The organism is Blautia sp. MSK17_66 (assembly GCF_020538025.1).
In the GTDB taxonomy this organism is placed as follows: domain Bacteria; phylum Bacillota; class Clostridia; order Lachnospirales; family Lachnospiraceae; genus Blautia_A.
The window spans coordinates 82,478-97,170 of sequence record NZ_JAJBNQ010000001.1 but is presented as its reverse complement, the minus strand read 5'-3'; the positions used below and the strand labels follow the sequence as shown (position 1 = coordinate 97,170).

Here is a 14,693-nt window from a genome sequence, read left to right as displayed (position 1 = left end):
CTGCCGGGAGCAGGAGAAAGAAGTGAAAATATGTTAGTTACAAGTAAGGAAATGCTGGAAAAGGCACGCAGAGAACATTATGCAGTACCGGCAATGAATACACAGGGTGGAAACTATGATATTATCTGGGCAATCTGCAGAGCAGCGGAAGAAATGCATTCACCTGCAATTCTGGCTCATTATGTGGCTACCGGAGCGTATTCAGGAGATGACTGGTTTGTGGAAGTATGCAAATGGTGTGCAAACAAAGTAAGTGTACCGATCGCAATCCATCTGGATCATGGTGATAGTTTTGATATCTGTATGAAATCATTAAAGAACGGTTTTACTTCCCTGATGATCGACGGCTCCACAAAACCGATCGAAGAAAATGCCAGACTTACAAATGAAGTGATCAAAGTAGCAAAATGTTTCAATGTTCCGGTAGAAGCAGAGATTGGAGAACTTTTAAGATTAGATGAAGCCGGTACTCAGATGGAGAACAAAAATGTGGCAAATCCGGAACAGGTTCGTCAGTTCCTGGATCTGTGCCAGCCGGATTCTCTGGCTATCGGAATCGGAAATGCACATGGATATTATAAAGGTGAGCCGGATATCAAGCTGGAAGTTCTGGAAGAGGTAGGAAAATTTACAGATGTTCCATTTGTTCTTCACGGATGTACGGGTATGAGAGAAGACATCATCAAAGAAGCTATTAAACTTGGTGTTGCGAAAATTAATTTTGGTACAGAGATCCGTTATAAATATGTAGAACATTATGAAGAAGCATTAAAGACAAATCATCAGGGCCATTCCTGGAAACTTTCACAGATGGCAAATGATGCACTGACAGAAGATATCAAAAAGATTATTCGTCTTGCAGGCTCAGAAGGAAAAGCCTGAGATTAATAACAGTAAGGATAATAAATTTTGGAGGATATATAAAAATGAAAAAAAACAGTGAACTGACTTATAAAGAAATGTATCAGCAGCCAGCTTCTTTCCAGGCTGTAAATGATACCCTGGAGGATATTTTCAAAACTCTGGACAAGGTATTTTTTGGTGAAAAAAAATATGATGAACTGATCTTCACAGGATGTGGAACATCTCTTTACCTGGCACAGGCTTCTGCAGCAGCATTTTCTACATATACAGGAATTCCATCTAAAGGTGTTCCGTGCTCAGAACTGTATTATTTCCCGGAAACTTATGTAAAAGAAGGCAGAAACGTACTGATTCTTCCAATTACCAGAAAAAGCTATACCACAGAAGTAAGAATGGCTATTGATAAAGTTCGTACCTATCCTCAGGTTACTACTTTAGCTATCACCTGTGATAAAGACAGTGAAAAATATAATGACTATTACATCCTTTCACCGGATACAGCGGAAGACAGTGTTATTATGACGCGTTCCTTCACAAGTATGTTATATATGGCTGTTATCATGGCTATGTATGTAGGTGGCAAGAAGGATGAGATTGCTGCAATGAAAGATTATGCTCCATATGCTGAGAAGGTTCTGAAAGAAATGGATGAGCTGTCTGCAAAACTTATGAATGAGCATAAAAATCTGAATCTCTATATTATTCTTGGACAGGGTATTTATTATGGTGTTGCCAATGAGTGCATGAATAAGATGAAAGAAATGGGACTCAGCAATTCTGAGGGATACTATGATCTGGAATACCGTCACGGACCAATGAGTCTTGTGGATGAAAATACGTTGATCGTATGCCTGAGCAACAAAGCCTGCAGAGATGGTGACAAGGCACTTATGGAACAGATGAAGAGCTATGGTGCGACAGTTGCAGTCCTTGGAGGAGAACTGGGTGATACTTTTGATCAGATTGCTGATTATGTATACTCTATGGATAAAGGCTGGAATGATATGCAGTACAGTGCGATCATCGGATTTATCGGACAGCTGCTGGGATATTATATTGCAGAGAGCAAAAATCTGGATGCAGATTCCCCGAGACATCTGACCCAGGCTATTGTATTAAAATAAATTACAAAAAGGATCCCCGTCAGGAATTTCCTGGCGGGGATCCTTTTTGCATTATTGCGGAATCAGATCAGCGAAAGTTTTTCGTTTCCGGCTGAGTTTTCCACAGCTGTCTCTCTTGGCAATATAGAATGGCAGTGTGATACGCATAGGAAGACGATGGCCTCCATTAATGCGGTCGATAAGGGTTCTGGCTGTCACTCGTCCAAGTTCTTCCAGCGGAATGTGGATCGTGGTCAACATAGGAGAAAGATACTGAGCGGTCTCAATATCATCTACACTGATAACAGAAATATCTTCAGGTATTCTGAGATTCTGCTCTTTTAATGCGTGGATGACGCCGATTGCAGTGGTATCATTTGCACAGAAAATTGCGGAAATATCAGCTTTATTGTGCATCAGAATATTGGCACCCTTATAGCCGCCATCGGCAGAAAGATGGACGTTTGCAGTATTTTTCTGCAAAAACGGAAGTCCAAGCTTGGTCAATGCTTCCTTGTAGCCGCTGAAACGTACTTCGTTATTCTGCTCACCTATGTATCCAATCTTTGTGTGTCCAAGCTCTACGAGATAGGAAAGGGCATTATAGGAAATATCACTTCCATCGCATACCACCTGGTCATACTGATCTCCTATCGGGTTCAGACCGGTATAGATCACGTTTTTGTAATTCTGAGTAAAAAAGCGCAGAAGCTGCTTCTCATATCGACCAAGGATCACAATACCGTCTACCGGAAACTGAGAGAGCTGTCTGGCTATGTCCGGATTGGCAATATCCATGGCTGTAAATGAGTGACGGATAAAATAGTTGCTTTTGAAAGCTTCCTGTTCGATCGCTTTTGCAATCTGGGAAAAGAACGGATCAGAAACGGCTGAATTGCTTCTTGCATAAATGCAGGCAATGGATTTTGGGGTTATGTTCTGGATCTGAGCTTTCTGTCCCAATTTCAGGCTTCGGGCTGTGGCATTGGGAGTATAACCGCTTTTGCGTACAATTTCCCAGATGCGTTCCTGAACTTCAGGACTTGCCGCCTTTGTGTTTTTCTGGTTTATTACTCTGGAAACCGTAGAAACAGAGACGTTTGCCTGTCTGGCAATTTCTTTTAATGTCATAATGACCTCCACGTTTTTAATCTCTGACAAGATTAGAGTACCGGTAAGCATCCAGGAATTTACAGGTCCGCGAAAACTTCTGAATGGATACCGGCATTTATTTATGATTGTATAGATAATTATACAATAAGTCAGAAAAAAAACAATAAAAGTAAGCCGAAAAAACAATAAAAGTACGTTAAAAATCAACGAAACAAGGAAAACGTTTGCGTGTTTTTTCAGAGAAGTTGCTTGTAAATTCTTGATAAAAAGAATAAAAACTAATATAATTTTTATAAGCTAAGAAACGAAAGAAGATGAAGTGGAGGGACTTAAATTATGGGAAAAACTTTATATCTGGAGTGTTATTCCGGGATCAGTGGTGATATGACAGTTGCAGCACTTCTTGATCTGGGAGCAGATCAGGCAGTTCTGGACAGTGCACTGAAAAGCCTTCCGGTATCAGGCTTTCAGACAAAAATCAGCAGGGTCGTAAAAGGTGGTATTGATGCCTGTGATTTTGATGTCATGCTGGATAAAAAACATGAAAACCATGATCATGATATGGAATATCTTCACGGACATCATCATGAAAATACAGAGGCAGACACCCATCACCATACACATGAGAATGGTACAGATGAGATGCATATGCATTCTCATACACAGGAACACACACATGCTCATGACACAGAATCTGCACATGGACATCATCATCATGAGCATCGGGGGCTGAAAGAAATCGCACATATGATAGAGCACAGTGATATGACAGAGAATGCAAAAAAGACTGCACTGAGAATCTTTGGAATTCTTGCAGCGGCAGAAGGTAAAGCTCATAATGTACCGGCAGATCAGGTTCATTTTCATGAAGTTGGAGCGGTTGATTCTATTGTAGATATCGTGTCAGCTGCGGTTTGTCTGGATAATCTGGAAATTACAGATGTCATTGTTCCGGTCCTTCATGAGGGCTGTGGTACTGTCCGGTGTCAGCATGGAATCCTTCCGGTACCTGTTCCGGCAGTTGTGAATGTGGTAAATGAAAATCATCTGAATATGAAAATAACAGATGTTGAGGGTGAACTTGTAACACCTACAGGAGCAGCTATTGCGGCAGCAATAAAAACAAAAGACCAGCTTCCGAAGGAATTTGTGATCCAGAAAACCGGGGTTGGTGCCGGAAAACGTCAGTATGAATGCCCCGGAATCCTTAGGGCAATGTTTATTTCATAGAGTATATATGGTCATTGTATAGGAACTGTATAGTAATCAAACGTTTGTGTACTTTCAGATCAAATTTGCATTGTATTTGTTGATTAAAAAAAAGATATCAACTATAATTGAATTAACAATAAATGCAGCGAAATAAAGAAGAAATGAAAGGAAGGAAAGCGATATGGGACATAGTTATTATAACTATACGAAGGAAGAACTGGTGGGAAATGATCCGAAACTTCCGGTCATTGTTATGGAGGATAATGCAGCGGTATTTCACTCTATGGCAGTTGAAATGGTGGACGAGATTAAGATGCATAATGCAAAGGGAGAGAAGACAGTATTTATCTGTCCGGTAGGCCCTGTAGGACAGTATCCGTATTTTGTGGATATGGTTAATGAGCAGAATATCAGTTTGAAAGATGTGTGGTTTATCAATATGGATGAATATCTGGACGATGAAAAACAGTGGGTTTCCAAAGATCATCCGTTGAGTTTCAGAGGATTTATGCAGCGTACGGTTTATGATAAAATCCGTCCGGAACTGGTAATGCCGGAAGATCACAGAGTATTTCCTGATCCGATTCATCCGGAATATGTTCCTGAACTGATCGAAAAACTGGGTGGCGTTGATATCTGTTTTGGCGGAATAGGAATTAATGGACATGTGGCATTTAATGAGGCAGACCCGTCACTTACAAATGAAGAATTTCTTGCACAGAAAACCCGTGTGCTGGAGATTACGAAGGAGACAAGAACAGCGAATGCGATCGGTGATTTTAACGGAGCACTGGAAGATATGCCTCATTACTGTGTGACTATTGGAATCTATGAGATTTCTCATGCAAGGAAGATCCGTCTGGGATGCTTCAGAAACTGGCACAGAGCAGTTGTGAGAAGAACCGCATATGGAGAGGCAACTTCTGATTTCCCTGTTTCTCTTCTCACATCACATCCGGATATTAATCTGAAGATCACAGAATTTGTTGCAGCACTTGACTGAGAAGCACAGTAGCGGATAACAGAAAGAAGGAAAAATATGAGCGTTCGGATCATAAATGGAAAGGTATATAAGAATGGAACTTTTTCAGAAGAAGAACTTGTTCTGAAAGAGGGAAAGATTATTTCTGCCGAAGATGGGAACGTGGATGAAATCTATGATGCAAAAGGAAATTATGTAGTGCCGGGTTTTATAGATGTGCATACTCATGGTGGCGCCGGAGTAGATGTAAATGCGGCAGACCAGCAGGGCTTTGAAAAGATCGGACATTTTTTTGCAACACAGGGAACTACATCATGGCTCTCATCTATATTGACGGACTCAAAAGAGCAGACCTTAAAGACTATAAAGGAAGCGGTGAAGCATCAGGAAGCACAGAAGGACGGACATGAAAACTGTGCAGATCTTCTTGGAATCCATCTGGAAGGACCGTTTCTTTCACCAGAGTATAAAGGGGCTATGCCGGAGCATTTACTGATCTCTCCCGACCTGGAACTTCTGAAGGAATATCAGGAGGCAGCAGGTGGAAATATTCGTTATATCACGGTTTCACCGGAAGTAAAAGGTGTACCGGAAGCAATTAAAGGAATGATCGATCTTGGCATGAAGGTTGCAATCGGACATTCGGGTGCAGATTATGAAACTGCATGGAAATGTATCAATGAGGGTGCTGTGGCAGCTACACATACTTTTAATGCAATGAAACTTCTGCATCAGCATTTTCCGGCCATTATGGGAGCTGTTCTGGAATCAGATATTTACTGTGAGACCATCTGTGACGGACGACATCTGCATCCTGGAACGGTTCGTTTCCTGCTGAAGATGAAAGGGCTGGATAAAGTAATTGCTATAACAGATTCTATTATGGCAGCCGGACTTCCGGATGGAGAATACATGCTGGGGGTTAATCCGGTTGTTGTAAAGGATGGAGATGCAAAACTGAAATATGGAGATTCCAGAGCCGGAAGCACACTGACAACAGGATGTGCCCTTAAGAATCTGATTAAATTTACAGGAAGATCTCTGGAAGAGATATTGCCGCTTCTTACCTGCAACCCGGCCAGAATGCTGGGTGTATATGACAGGATCGGAAGCCTTGATGCAGGCAAAGATGCGGATGTAGTAATTTTGGATAAAGAGTATTCTGTCGTTAATACATTTGTAAAAGGTAAAAAAATAGAAGTATAAGGAGAATAGATTATGCCGTTAATACCATTAAGACCATTACTGGAAACTGTAGATAAATATCATTTTGCTCAGGGTGCATTTAATGTGAATGCAGTAGCTCAGGCAAAAGCAGCGATTGAAGTTCATGAAATGTTCCGTTCCGCAGCAATCCTTCAGGGAGCAGACCTTGCAAATGGATTTATGGGTGGAAGAACAGACTTCCAGAATGCTACTCTGGAAGACAAAAAAATCGGTGCAAAGAATATTGCAGATGCTGTTAAGAAATATGCAGAAAATTCACCGATTCCGGTTGTTCTTCATCTGGATCACGGTAAGAACTTTGATTCCTGTAAAGCAGCGATCGAAGGCGGATATACATCTGTTATGATCGATGGATCCAGTCTTCCGTTTGATGAAAATGTGGAGCTGACCCGCGAAGTTGTTAAGTATGCACATGAAAGAGGCGTTTCTGTAGAAGGTGAACTTGGTGTTCTGGCTGGTGTTGAGGATCATGTGTTCTCAGCTACTTCTACATATACCAATCCTTTAAAAGCAGTTGAATTCTTTAAGAAAACAGGTGTCGATGCACTGGCTATCTCTTATGGAACCATGCATGGTGCTTCCAAAGGAAAGAATGTTAAGTTAAGAAAAGAAATTGCGATTGCTATTAAAGAATGTATGATGCATGAGGGCATCTTTGGTGTACTGGTATCTCATGGATCATCAACTGTACCGAGATATATCGTAGATGAGATCAATGCACTGGGCGGAAATATCCAGAATGCTTATGGAATTTCCATTGAGGAACTGAAAGCTGCAATTCCATGTGGTATTGGCAAGATCAATGTAGATACCGATATTCGTCTTGCAGTTACAAGAAATATGAAAGAATTCTTTGCAAATCATCCGGAGAAGAGAGAAAGCCAGTCTATCGGTGAAGTATATCGTCTTCTGGAAGCAAAGAAAGAGCAGTTTGATCCACGTGCATTCCTGACACCTATTATGGATACAGTTATGTATGGAATTGTTCCGGATGAAGATGTTGCCGCTCTTATGGCTGTTGTTGAGAAGGGGGTAAAAGAAGCCATCGGTACTCTGATCGTAGAGTTTGGTTCTTATGGAAAAGCGCCGCTGGTAGAAATGGCAAGTCTGGAAGAGATGGCAGAGCGCTATCGTAAAGGACTTTGATCTATATACTGATCTGTTAATATTGTTAAGAGAAAGGTAAGAATCTTATGAAACATATTTATCTGAATTTAAAAAGATTTGATGTTCCAGTGGAATTCGGAGGCGTAAACCGTCTTGCTCCAGTTGCTGACTGGGCATCCTGTATTGTAAAGAATACGCAGGAAGAATTAAAAAAATATGATCCTTCAGAAGTGGAATTTGGCATGTATTTTCCGGAGGTGCATCTTCTGAATGCGGCTGCAGCCAAAACAGAAGGAAGCCCTGTTCAGATCGGATGTCAGAGTGTGTTCAGAGCAGACACCGCAGTTGGCGGAAACTTTGGTGCGTTTACCTCAAACAGACCGGCTTCTGCTATGGTGGCTGCAGGATGTGAGACTACGATCATCGGACACTGCGAAGAAAGAAATGATAAGGCAGGAATTCTTGCAGAAGCAGGCGTTACAGATACAGATGCTGTAAATCGTCTTCTGAACCAGGAAATCAAATGTGCGATTGCACGAGGAATGAAGGTTCTTTACTGTATCGGTGAAAAGAGCGAAGAGCAGGAGCAGTGGCAGGAAGTACTTGGAAGACAGCTTGAGATCGGACTTAAAGATGTAGATACCTCAAAGGTTGTTATCGCATATGAACCAATTTGGTCTATTGGACCTGGAAAAACACCAGCCGGCAAAGAATACATTACCAAGATTGCAAAATTTGTAAAAGAAAAGACAAATGGCATGGACATTGTATATGGCGGCGGCCTAAAACAGGATAATGCAGAAATGCTTGCTTCTATTGATGAAATCGATGGTGGACTGATCGCTCTGACAAGATTCCAGGGTGAGATTGGATACTATCCGGAAGAGTATCTTGAAATTATCCGTCTTTATATGGGAAAGTAAATAACAAAACTAAATATAATGAAGGGAGATTTACTATGAAACTTGATTTTGAGTATGGACAGGGAACCATGGCAGCAGAACTGCCGGATAATACTGATATTTTTATCCCGGGAGAAACAGTAAAGGATCCGGCTTGTATTCCGGAAGATCAGCTGGAGGCTGCTTATCTGGAAAGTCTGGCGCATCCGATTGGAATGCCTACTTTAACAGAACTGGCAGGACCTGGCAAAACAGTTACCTTTATTGTTCCGGACCGTGTAAAGGGTGGAGAACAGGCTACCAGTCACAGAAAATTAAGTATTAAATATATTTTAAGAGAATTATATGCTGCCGGTGTTGAGAAGAAAGATATTATGTTCATTATTTCCAACGGACTGCACCCGAGAAGCAAAGAATCTGATGCCAAAGCAATCTTTGGAGAGGAATTATTCAATGAATTCTGGCATACAGGACAGATCATCAGCCATGACAGCGAAGATCAGGAACATATGGTATATCTTGGAACCACTCACAGAGGTGATCCGGTATACATGAATAAATATGTATTTGACTGTGATATTCCGATTCTGATCGGTCATGTACAAGGAAATCCTTATGGCGGATATTCAGGTGGATACAAACACAGTGCAACAGGTATTACAAACTGGAGATGCATTGCAAGCCATCATGTACCGTCTGTTATGCACAGAGATGATTTTACACCGGTTAACGGCGGAAGCCTTATGCGTAATAAATTTGATGAGATCAGTATGCATATGGAAGAAAAGATGGGACATCCTTTCTTCTGCTGTGATGCAGTGCTGGATACACAGTCCAGACAGATTGCAATTTATTCCGGCTATGCAAAAGAAATGATGCCGATCAGCTGGAAGCTTGCAGACAAGAGAACTTACGTACACTGGGCAGAAAAAAAATATGATGTTCTTGTATTTGGTATGCCGCAGAAATTCCACTATGGTGATGGAATGGGAACCAACCCGATTATGATGATGCAGGCTCTGAGTGCTCAGGTACTTCGATTCAAGAGAGTCATGAGCGATAACTGTGTGATCATCTGTGCATCTACATGTAATGGATATTTCCATGATGAGCGCTGGCCATATTTAAGAGAATTATATGACCTGTTCCAGCACGATCATATGAATACCCTGCCGGATATGAATCGTCTTGGAGAGTATTTTGCAACAAATGAAGAATATATCCGTAAATATCGTTTTACAAATGCATTCCATCCATTCCATGGCTTCTCTATGATGTCCTGCGGACACATTGCAGAAATGAACACCAGCGCAATTTATATTGTAGGTGCTGAAGAACCGGGATATGCAAGAGGAATGGGATTAAAAACAAGAGCTACATTTGAAGAAGCACTGGAAGATGCCAAGAAGAAATTTGTTGGTCAGGAACCAAACATTCTGGCACTGCCAATGACGTTCAAAAAAGCAGCTGTACATCTCTGTATGAAAGATCCTGCACAGGACTGCATGGATGAATACGGACATCGTCATCCTTGCTGCTGTTAATTTAAAACATCCCTGTCCAGAGTCATTTATATGTTTTGGACAGGGATGTTTTTTCTTAAAAAATAAAGGAGACTGGCTTATGAAGGAAAACACAGGTTTAAGAAAAACAACTTTGGCAGCATTGTTTCTTGCGATCGGACTGATTCTTCCGTTTATTACGATGCAGATACCGGCAGTTGGAAAAATGCTTTGTCCAATGCATATACCGGTATTGTTATGCGGTTATGTCTGCGGATGGCCATACGGACTGATCGTTGGGATCATCACACCTCTTTTGAGAGGAGTTTTGTTTGGGATGCCGGCAATTTTTCCAAATGCAGTATGCATGGCATTTGAACTTGCCACATATGGCTTTGTAGCAGGAATTTTATCGGAAAAAATGAACAGAGATATAAAATCACTGTATGTATCACTGATAACAGCAATGCTGTGTGGAAGAATCGTATGGGGACTGGCTTCGGCAGCAATTTATGCACTTACAGGCGGGATTTTTACCTGGAAACTGTTTCTGATGGGGGGATTTGTTAATGCTCTGCCTGGAATTATGATTCAGCTTATGCTGATCCCTGTGCTGGTAGAACGTCTGTATTGTATGGAAGGAACCTTAGAATGGAATTAAAGAGCCATTGCCGGGAAAGATTTGAGCCGGCAGTTGATGCCATCAGACAGCTTCTGGAAGAGAAGAAGGGTTCAGATGAACCGTTGCTGGCTGCGATTGACGGAAGATGCGGAAGTGGAAAAACCACACTGGGGGAATATCTGAAACAGATTTTTGACTGCAATCTGTTTCGGATGGATGATTTTTTTCTGCGGATGGAACAGAGGACTCCGGAGCGCTTAAGAGAGGTCGGAGGAAATGTAGATTATGAACGGTTTGAGGAGACGGTCTTAAGACCGCTTCTTCAGAAAGAGCAGGTATGCTATCAGCCATTCAGCTGTCAGAAATGGGGACTGCTAAAAGCATATCCAATCCCCTATAAGAGACTGAATATAATAGAGGGTTCCTACAGTATGCATCCATACTTTAAGAACCCTTATCATGTCCGTATCTTTATGAATATTTCTCCTGAAGATCAGATTGCCAATATAAAAAGACGTAATGGTCTTGAAAAAGCAAAACAATTTCAGAATATATGGATTCCAAAAGAGGAAGCCTATTTTGAAAAATTCCATGTAATGGAGGGTGCGATCCAGATCATGTGGAATCTGAAAACGGAAGAATAGAGGCTATTCTATCAGGGAAATCTCCAGGTGATAGGTTGCTTCTTTTCCTGCCTCCAGTGCAATAATGCCATACTTGTGAGCAAAAACATCATCATCCTGATGGAAGATGGCAGAACCGTTCCAGGGCTCCAGACAGAGAAATGGAGCCTTTCCTCCGGCAGGTGTCCAAATTGCGAGAGATTCAAAATCAGGGTAATACACGGACACACCTTTCTCTGTAACTGTATTTAAGAAAGAAACGCGATGTGAGTTTGTCTTTTCAAAGAAAACAGCATCCTGATCAAACATTGGAATTGTGAGCGGAAGGGTATTGCCTTCTGCTTTTTGCTGTACCTTGTGTTTAAAATTAAATTCCAGATTCTTAATGTCATATTCGTAGGAGATAAAATTTTCTTCTTTTTCAAATCTCAGAATACAATTTTCAATAGTTTCCCCAGGATTGACCGGGCACATAAAACCAGGATGTGCACCAATGTGGTAGTACATAGTTTCAGAATCCTTGTTTGTGACTCTATAATCCATAGACAGAGTGCTGCCATTCAGATGATAAGCCAAACGAAGTTCAAAATGATAAGGATAGTGTTTTTGTGTCTCTTCATTTGCTTTCAGCAGAAAAGTGATGGAATTCTCGGTTTGTTCTGTTACTTCAAATTCAGATTCCTTGCAAAAACCATGCTTGGGCATCTGATATATATGATCTTTGATAACAGTTTCTCCGTTTCGGACATTTCCCACAGCAGGAAAAAGAAGCGGAGAAGAGCGGAGCCAGTAGGTCGGATCAGAGTTCCATATATACTCTTTTCCCTCTGGGCTGGAATAGGAATTTAACTCGGCACCAAGTGTGTTTACAAGTACGTGATAATCATTGGATTGTAATTTAATCTGCATAATAAACCCCCTTACAATAAATAAAAGATATATAGTAATTGCCGTATCTTAAGCGTACCATAAAAACGCTGTAATGGAAGTAAAAGTTGGACAATCGTTTGTCGGCTGTTATCAGAAAAAATCATCCGGTTCCGAATCGGTGATGGCTTTGTTACCCGTATGTTGCGGGATATTATCTGTGAACAGTTTACAGTATTTTGGAGAATGTGTATAATAAAAGAATAGGAAACACAGGAAAACGGTAATAATATAAATACAGTAGAAAGCGGAAGGAAAACAGGCAGGATGAACGAAAACTTTTTGCATGCTCTTCTTGGCAGTATTTCAGTGTCCGGATATGAAGAACCGGTACAGGATATTGTAGAAGAAGAGATGAAAGACTATGTGGATGAGATCCGCCGGGATGAAATGCAGAATCTGGTCTGCGTTTTGAATCCGGACAGTGATGTGAAGATCATGCTTTCGGCACATGCAGATGAAATCGGTCTTATGATATCCAATATCAGAGAAGACGGAAGGCTGCAGGTGATCGACAGAGGCGGAATTGTTCCGGCAACTTATCCGGGGCAGCAGGTAAGGATCCGGACTTCCAATGGTGAAGTTTACGGTGTGGTTGAGGCATATCGAAATCTGTTTAAAGAAGAGAAACTTGAGACTAGACATTTCCTGATCGATATCGGAGCAAAAGACAGGGAGGATGCACTGAAATATGTAAATCTCGGAGATCCGATCGTTCGGGATACACACATCCGTAAGCTCGCGAACGGGAAATTTACGGCCCGTGCTCTTGACGACAGACTTGGTGTTTACATCATCATGGAAGCAATGAAGAGGGCAAAAGAACGAGGATGTAAGGCAGGTGTTTACGGTGCTTCAACAACAGGAGAAGAAACAACGAAGACGGGGGCTTACTGGACAAGCACACGGATCAATCCGACAATGGCAATCGTTGTCGATGTGACTTATGCAAGTGATTACAATGGAATGGATCCGGCTGAAACGGGAACTGTTCTTCTGGGAGAAGGTCCGGTTCTGTGCAACAGTCCTATTGTAGTAAAAGCCTTGAATGCAAAAATGGAAGAATGTGCAAAAGAAGCCGGAATTCCGGTTCAGAGAGAAGCTGCAAGCAGACTTACTTACACAGATGGTGATAAAATCCATTTTTCCAATCAGGGGGTACCGATGGTACTGGTATCCATCCCTCTGCGCTATATGCACATGCCGGCAGAAGTGGCAGATGAAAAAGATGTGGAAGGCTGCATAGAATTGATTGCAGAATTCCTTGTAAAGTGTGTATAATAGGGGTGGAAACCAGTAAAAAGTGTAACAATAGAAACGTAGAAGGGAGTATTTTTATGGCAAAAATCTTAATCAGCCCTTCCAAATATGTTCAGGGCTCAGGAGAAATGAAAAACATCGGCAAATATGCCGCAGCAGCAGGAAAAAAAGCACTGGTTCTGATCAGCCAGGGTGGTTATAAGAGAATCGGCAAAATGATCGAAGATAGTTTTGCTGAAAATAACTGTGAACTTGTTTTTGATTATTTCAATGGTGAATGCAGCACCAATGAAATCGACAGACTGCTGAAAGTAGTTAAAGACAACGGCTGTGATCTTACAATTGGTATTGGCGGCGGCAAGATTTTTGATACAGCGAAAGCTGTTGCGCATTATGCCGGAACACAGGTGTTCATCTGTCCGACGATCGCGTCCACAGATGCTCCTTGCAGTGCTTTGTCTGTAATCTATACGGATGAGGGCGTTTTTGAAAAATATTTATTCCTTCCGGCTAATCCAAATCTTGTTATGATGGATACAGAGATCATTGCAAAATCTCCTGTCAGACTTACTGTAGCAGGTATGGGTGATGCGCTTGCAACTTATTTTGAGGCAAGAGCATGCCAGAGAAGTGAAGCAACTTCCTGCGCAGGCGGAAACACAACAGGTGCTGCTATGGCACTTGCAGAGCTTTGCTTTGATACCCTGATGGAAGAAGGCGTAAAGGCTAAAATTGCTTTGGAAGCAGGCGTATGTACTCCGGCAGTGGAAAAGATTATTGAGGCAAATACTCTGCTTTCCGGAATTGGATTTGAAAGTGCAGGACTTGCAGGAGCTCATGCAATCCACAATGGTCTGACAGTACTGGAAGAATGCCATCATATGTATCATGGTGAAAAGGTTGCATTTGGAACCCTGGCACAGCTGGTACTGGAAAATGTCCCACATGAAGAATTGGAAGAAATTATTATGTGGTGCATAGAAGTGGGACTTCCGGTCACACTTGAAGAACTTGGAGCAGGTAATGTAACAGATGAGCAGCTTATGGAAGTTGCAAAGGCTGCAAGTGCAGAAGGTGATACTCTTCAGAATATGCCATTCACAGTTACACCGGAGAGTGTATTTGCAGCGATCAAGGCAGCAGATGCATATGGCAGATATTATCTTGGAGAGGAATAAGCAGAGTATAATGTTTTTTGTACAAAAGTGACTTTACAAATCCATCCGGAAAAGGTAAGATTCTTTTATAA

The 14,693-nt window shown here is 41.6% G+C and carries 13 protein-coding genes and 1 pseudogene; 12 read left to right on the top strand and 2 right to left on the bottom strand.

The window, feature by feature from the left end:
* Positions 1–30 precede the first annotated feature (30 nt).
* A complete protein-coding gene (locus tag LIR34_RS00440) occupies positions 31–882 on the top strand; it encodes a class II fructose-bisphosphate aldolase (RefSeq protein ID WP_173901595.1) in 852 nt (283 codons plus the stop codon).
* Positions 883–926: 44 nt separating this feature from the next.
* On the top strand, positions 927–1,988 hold the full coding sequence (locus tag LIR34_RS00435) for an SIS domain-containing protein (RefSeq protein ID WP_161285098.1): 1,062 nt from the start codon (positions 927–929) through the stop codon (positions 1,986–1,988).
* 51 nt (positions 1,989–2,039) lie between these two features.
* On the opposite strand, the gene LIR34_RS00430 is transcribed toward LIR34_RS00435, so the two are convergent.
* Positions 2,040–3,098, bottom strand: a complete 1,059-nt coding sequence (locus LIR34_RS00430) for a LacI family DNA-binding transcriptional regulator (protein ID WP_161285099.1) — start codon at positions 3,096–3,098, stop codon at positions 2,040–2,042.
* A 318-nt stretch (positions 3,099–3,416) separates the two neighbouring features.
* On the opposite strand from LIR34_RS00430, the pseudogene LIR34_RS00425 reads away from it, so the two are divergent.
* The 8 genes and pseudogenes from LIR34_RS00425 to LIR34_RS00390 form a co-directional block, all read left to right on the top strand.
* Positions 3,417–4,304 (top strand): annotated as a pseudogene (locus tag LIR34_RS00425) (LarC family nickel insertion protein); the annotation flags it as partial.
* A gap of 169 nt (positions 4,305–4,473) precedes the next feature.
* A complete protein-coding gene (locus tag LIR34_RS00420; protein WP_161285101.1) occupies positions 4,474–5,295 on the top strand; it encodes a glucosamine-6-phosphate isomerase in 822 nt (273 codons plus the stop codon).
* A gap of 36 nt (positions 5,296–5,331) precedes the next feature.
* Positions 5,332–6,480: an N-acetylglucosamine-6-phosphate deacetylase gene (gene nagA, locus LIR34_RS00415; RefSeq protein WP_173901596.1), complete on the top strand. Its 1,149-nt coding sequence runs from the start codon at positions 5,332–5,334 to the stop codon at positions 6,478–6,480.
* A gap of 12 nt (positions 6,481–6,492) precedes the next feature.
* Positions 6,493–7,647, top strand: coding sequence for a class II fructose-bisphosphate aldolase (locus tag LIR34_RS00410; RefSeq protein WP_161285103.1), 1,155 nt, complete (start codon positions 6,493–6,495; stop codon positions 7,645–7,647).
* 47 nt (positions 7,648–7,694) lie between these two features.
* On the top strand, positions 7,695–8,531 hold the full coding sequence (locus LIR34_RS00405; RefSeq protein WP_161285104.1) for a triose-phosphate isomerase family protein: 837 nt from the start codon (positions 7,695–7,697) through the stop codon (positions 8,529–8,531).
* A 35-nt stretch (positions 8,532–8,566) separates the two neighbouring features.
* The gene (locus LIR34_RS00400) at positions 8,567–10,054 is read left to right on the top strand and encodes a lactate racemase domain-containing protein (RefSeq protein WP_161285105.1); all 1,488 of its coding nucleotides are present in this window, start codon (positions 8,567–8,569) and stop codon (positions 10,052–10,054) included.
* 79 nt (positions 10,055–10,133) lie between these two features.
* Positions 10,134–10,673, top strand: a complete 540-nt coding sequence (locus LIR34_RS00395) for an ECF transporter S component (RefSeq protein WP_161285106.1) — start codon at positions 10,134–10,136, stop codon at positions 10,671–10,673.
* Positions 10,664–11,278: a hypothetical protein gene (locus tag LIR34_RS00390; RefSeq protein ID WP_161285107.1), complete on the top strand. Its 615-nt coding sequence runs from the start codon at positions 10,664–10,666 to the stop codon at positions 11,276–11,278. The genes LIR34_RS00395 and LIR34_RS00390 overlap by 10 nt, the downstream gene beginning before the upstream one ends.
* A gap of 3 nt (positions 11,279–11,281) precedes the next feature.
* On the opposite strand, the gene LIR34_RS00385 is transcribed toward LIR34_RS00390, so the two are convergent.
* The gene (locus LIR34_RS00385) at positions 11,282–12,166 is read right to left on the bottom strand and encodes an aldose 1-epimerase family protein (RefSeq protein WP_161285108.1); all 885 of its coding nucleotides are present in this window, start codon (positions 12,164–12,166) and stop codon (positions 11,282–11,284) included.
* Positions 12,167–12,451: 285 nt separating this feature from the next.
* Here LIR34_RS00385 and LIR34_RS00380 point away from each other — a divergent pair, with 285 nt between their 5' ends.
* Entirely contained in the window at positions 12,452–13,465 is a 1,014-nt protein-coding gene (locus tag LIR34_RS00380; RefSeq protein ID WP_173901597.1) for a M20/M25/M40 family metallo-hydrolase, read from the top strand.
* A 56-nt stretch (positions 13,466–13,521) separates the two neighbouring features.
* Positions 13,522–14,622, top strand: coding sequence for a glycerol dehydrogenase (locus tag LIR34_RS00375; RefSeq protein WP_173901598.1), 1,101 nt, complete (start codon positions 13,522–13,524; stop codon positions 14,620–14,622).
* Positions 14,623–14,693 lie beyond the last annotated feature (71 nt).

Bases quoted from the DNA above. Each gene is read 5' to 3' on its own strand.
- LIR34_RS00440 (WP_173901595.1), top strand. From the start codon at position 31: ATGTTAGTTACAAGTAAGGAAATGCTGGAAAAGGCACGCAGAGAACAT.
- LIR34_RS00435 (WP_161285098.1), top strand. From the start codon at position 927: ATGAAAAAAAACAGTGAACTGACTTATAAAGAAATGTATCAGCAGCCA.
- LIR34_RS00430 (WP_161285099.1), bottom strand. From the start codon at position 3,098: ATGACATTAAAAGAAATTGCCAGACAGGCAAACGTCTCTGTTTCTACG.
- LIR34_RS00420 (WP_161285101.1), top strand. From the start codon at position 4,474: ATGGGACATAGTTATTATAACTATACGAAGGAAGAACTGGTGGGAAAT.
- nagA (WP_173901596.1), top strand. From the start codon at position 5,332: ATGAGCGTTCGGATCATAAATGGAAAGGTATATAAGAATGGAACTTTT.
- LIR34_RS00410 (WP_161285103.1), top strand. From the start codon at position 6,493: ATGCCGTTAATACCATTAAGACCATTACTGGAAACTGTAGATAAATAT.
- LIR34_RS00405 (WP_161285104.1), top strand. From the start codon at position 7,695: ATGAAACATATTTATCTGAATTTAAAAAGATTTGATGTTCCAGTGGAA.
- LIR34_RS00400 (WP_161285105.1), top strand. From the start codon at position 8,567: ATGAAACTTGATTTTGAGTATGGACAGGGAACCATGGCAGCAGAACTG.
- LIR34_RS00395 (WP_161285106.1), top strand. From the start codon at position 10,134: ATGAAGGAAAACACAGGTTTAAGAAAAACAACTTTGGCAGCATTGTTT.
- LIR34_RS00390 (WP_161285107.1), top strand. From the start codon at position 10,664: ATGGAATTAAAGAGCCATTGCCGGGAAAGATTTGAGCCGGCAGTTGAT.
- LIR34_RS00385 (WP_161285108.1), bottom strand. From the start codon at position 12,166: ATGCAGATTAAATTACAATCCAATGATTATCACGTACTTGTAAACACA.
- LIR34_RS00380 (WP_173901597.1), top strand. From the start codon at position 12,452: ATGAACGAAAACTTTTTGCATGCTCTTCTTGGCAGTATTTCAGTGTCC.
- LIR34_RS00375 (WP_173901598.1), top strand. From the start codon at position 13,522: ATGGCAAAAATCTTAATCAGCCCTTCCAAATATGTTCAGGGCTCAGGA.